Source organism: Microbacterium umsixpiens, assembly GCF_053543675.1.
The window spans coordinates 23,752-27,394 of sequence record NZ_JBLVOH010000114.1 but is presented as its reverse complement, the minus strand read 5'-3'; the positions used below and the strand labels follow the sequence as shown (position 1 = coordinate 27,394).

The 3,643-nt window shown below is 67.9% G+C and carries 3 protein-coding genes, 1 tRNA gene and 1 pseudogene; 2 read left to right on the top strand and 3 right to left on the bottom strand.

What is annotated here, in order from left to right; genetic code table 11:
- Both ACNPM4_RS11545 and ACNPM4_RS11540 read right to left on the bottom strand, forming a co-directional pair.
- Positions 1-1,249 (bottom strand): Ig-like domain-containing protein (locus ACNPM4_RS11545; RefSeq protein WP_448985795.1); only part of this gene is annotated, 1,249 nt, incomplete at its 3' end.
- A gap of 255 nt (positions 1,250-1,504) precedes the next feature.
- Positions 1,505-1,577 (bottom strand) — tRNA-Lys (locus ACNPM4_RS11540).
- 154 nt (positions 1,578-1,731) lie between these two features.
- Between ACNPM4_RS11540 and ACNPM4_RS11535 the strand changes: the two genes are divergently transcribed.
- Both ACNPM4_RS11535 and ACNPM4_RS11530 read left to right on the top strand, forming a co-directional pair.
- A complete protein-coding gene (locus ACNPM4_RS11535; protein ID WP_258133983.1) occupies positions 1,732-2,529 on the top strand; it encodes an inositol monophosphatase family protein in 798 nt (265 codons plus the stop codon).
- A 20-nt stretch (positions 2,530-2,549) separates the two neighbouring features.
- On the top strand, positions 2,550-3,116 hold the full coding sequence (locus ACNPM4_RS11530) for a hypothetical protein (protein WP_029263594.1): 567 nt from the start codon (positions 2,550-2,552) through the stop codon (positions 3,114-3,116).
- 24 nt (positions 3,117-3,140) lie between these two features.
- Here ACNPM4_RS11530 and ACNPM4_RS11525 read toward each other — a convergent pair.
- Positions 3,141-3,643: pseudogene (locus tag ACNPM4_RS11525) on the bottom strand (cation-translocating P-type ATPase); the annotation flags it as partial.

Here is a 3,643-nt window from a genome sequence, read left to right as displayed (position 1 = left end):
CGGTCGCGCGCACTCCGGTGCCCGAGAACACCGGCGCACCCCATTCGATGCCGTCGATGGCCGGCGGGGTCAGCTCCTCGAGCGTGACGACGGTGCCGGCGGGGAGGCGAACGGGAGCGGTCGTCGCTCCTGCGATCACGGCGACGGTCTTCTCGACCGCCGGGTCGCCGTAGCTGTAGCGGACCGTGTACTCGGCGTCGGCCGGCACATCCGTCGCTCCGGAGCCGCCCATAGCCTTGGTCAGAGTGAACGCACCGGTGGCGGTTCCGTCTCCGGTGCCGCCACCCGTGACCTGCCAGACCTCTCGGTCCTGCAGCACCACTCCGTTGACATTGGCGACATTGCTGAATGAGGTCCCGTCCGCCTGAGTGCTCGGTACCGTGAGGTACTTGACGAAGTACGTCCGTGCGGGATCGATCGCACCCGGGATCTCGAGGTGGAACGCCGTGCCGCCCTCGTTCCAGGCACCGGTCCAGTTCGTGATCGTCCGGTAGTCCTGCTGGTCTGCGTCGGTGCTCCAGACCGCGAGCTGGCCGTCTTGGTTGTGATGCTCTGCGACTTCACCGTTCGGCGCGGTCAGCACATCGTCGACGACGATCGACTCGACGCCGGGAAAACTCGCGCCCGGAAGCTCGAGCTGCCACGCGATGCTGCCGTCGTCCGTCTGCCACGACACCTTCTGAGGCTCCGTGGGCAGCGGCGCCACAGGCGTGATCCCACCCCCGGGGGTCTCGACCCGGGTGGTCTTGCCGTCGATGACGAACTCCAGGGTCGTTTCCGTGCTCTGCTCGTCCGCGCTGGCGAGGAACCACAGCGAACCGTTGACGCCGGTGCGTCCGTTCACGTAGTCGGTGAGGGTGCAGGTCACGACCGGTGCCGCGTCGCTGCTGACGGCGCACTCGGCCACGATCTCCGTCGGGTCGTCGGTCGAGGGGACCGAGAATGTCAGGCCGGACCGAGCGAATTGGCTCGGAAGAGTGAACCCGAACGTCTCGCCGCCGAGAGCGCCATCCGGCACCGACCAGTCCGCGCCCACGCGCACCTGATCGAACTGCGCCAGAGTCTCATCGCCGTCCACGGTGGTCACCGTGATCGACGCAGGATCGATGGCCGCGGGATGGTCGTACTCGGCAGCGATGGCTGCGCCGGCGCCCACGCCCGTGACCACAGCGGTGAGTGCCGCCGCAGCGGCGGCGACGAACGTGATGGATGCGCGGCGCGATCGCGCGCGCCGATTACTTCTGTACACGGTGTTCCCCAGTTTCTTGTCGAAGCCTCACCGCCTCGGCCGTGCTGCTGCGCAGCGACGCATCCGATGGCGGTGACGCGGTTGTCCCCGTGTGAGAGACGGCCTCGACGAGAGCCCATTACGCGGTACACCGGCATTCTCTGCAAGCCCTCAGAAACCCGGACTTCGCGGGCCTGTCCGGATCGACAAGCGGATCGCGTGCACAAGAATGCAGAAAAGCCCCAGAAACTGGCGAGAGTTTCTGAGGCTGTTCCGTGCACCCCCTCGGACTTGAACCGAGAACCCACTGATTAAGAGTCAGTTGCTCTGCCGATTGAGCTAGAGGTGCGTGGCCCGGGATAACCCCGACCGAGGAATTACATTACCAGCCGACCGCCCCCATGCGAAATCGAGGTGGGCCCGGGCGTGCCGGTGCCCGTCGCACTCGGAAACATGGCCGTTCGGCCCTCAGCGCCCGTTGTTCCGCCGACTATCCTGGGAGCGTGACCGCCTCCCCTCACGCCGATGACCTGCGCAGCGATCTCCTCCTCGCGCTCCGCCTCGCCGACGCCGCCGACGCCCAGTCGCTCCCGCGGTTCGATGCGGCCGACCTGGAGATCTCCACCAAGGCCGACAAGTCGCACGTGACCGACGCCGACCTCGCGACGGAGCGTGCGATCCGCACCATCCTCGAGACCGAGCGACCCGACGACGGGATCTTCGGCGAGGAGTTCGGCGCGCAGGGCGGGACGCATCGCCAGTGGATCATCGACCCCATCGACGGCACGGCGAACTTCCTCCGCGGCGTTCCCTTGTGGGGCACGATGATCGCTCTCGCGATCGATGGCGTCCCCCAGGTCGGTGTCGTCAGCATGCCCGCACTGGGTAGGCGCTGGTGGGGAGCCGCCAGCGAAGGCTCCTGGACCGCGACCGACGGCGAGCCCCGCCGACTCCAGGTCTCCACCGTGTCATCGCTCGACGATGCCAGTGTGAGCTTCCAGAGCATCGCGCAGTGGTCCGACGCGGGACGGCTCGACTCCCTCCTCCGAGTCGCGGCACGCGTCTGGCGCGATCGCGCCTACGGCGACGTGTACTCCTACATGCTTCTCGCCGAAGGGCGAATCGACATGGTCGCCGAATTCGATGTCAAGGAATACGACATCGCCGCGGCCGTGCCGATCATCCGGGAGGCCGGCGGGCGGATGACCGCCGCCGACGGCGCCGAGACGATATCGGCGCGCTCGACACTCGCCACCAACGGCACGCTCCACGATGAGTTCCTGAAGCTCATGCACGACTGATCCGAACCACGAGGCACCGGATGACCCTCCGCATCATCTCCGCCGCCGCAGGCGCCCTGGTGCTTCTCGTCGCCCTGACGGCGTGCGGAGCACCTGCGGGGCCGCAGGCCTCACCCACATCGGATGCGGTCCGCCCGAGCCCGGCTCCGAGCCCCGAGCCGGTGAGCTCCAGCGTCCCGGAGACTCCCGGCGAGCTCACGTGTGAATCCATGATCTCGGCGGGAACGGTTTCCGTGTTCACGGATATGGGATGGACCGCGCAGTCGAAGGAGTTCGTCGTCGGCGGGGTCGCGCTGACCGACGGGCTGCTGTGCTTCTGGGCCGACTACAGCGTCGCGTCCGACCACGGTCAGCTCTATGGCTGGGCATCTCTGAGTTCGGAGGACGCCGCGCAGGCCCAGTCCGGCCTGCTCTCCGAGGGGTGGAAGCGCGAGGACGGCCCGGACGGGGTGTACTTCACGGAGGATCCGCGATACGCGATGGGACTCGATGAGGACGGGTACGGGATGACGTATCTGTTCGGCGACGGATGGGTGCGCTTCGCGGACACGCGTCAGGGGCTGATCCTCATCGAGTGGACCGGCTGAGCGCCGCTCGAGCTCGCGACATCGCTACGGCGCCGTACTCCCCATCGAACTCTCCAGGACGGGCCGGAAACCCCGGGCGACCGGTGGTGTCCAGAGCAGGACGACGATGAGGGCGGCGACCACGGCAGTGACGGCTGCTCCCCAGTCCCACCGGTCTCCGAAGACGAGCACGATTGCGCTGAGTGCGAGCACGACCCCGAGGAAGAGCGTGAGCAACAGCCGCGAGAGCCCGCTCCCCCGGCGGATACCGGCGGCGACCGCGAACACCAGGAGACCGAACAGCGCGATGGCCGCGCCCGCGAGCGAGAACGCGGAGGCGCTCACGTCCGGGTCGTAGCGCCCGAGGAAGACCAGGATGCCGAAGCCTGTGGCGAGGATTCCGAACACGTACGAGAGCACGGCGACCGTCGTCGTGATGACGTCCGCCAGCCCACGCTCGGTACCGCTGCCCTGCTCGGGCGCCTGTGGACGCGCCGTCGTGGGCTCCTCTCTCAGGACGAGCCGACGATGCACGATGCGCACCAGTT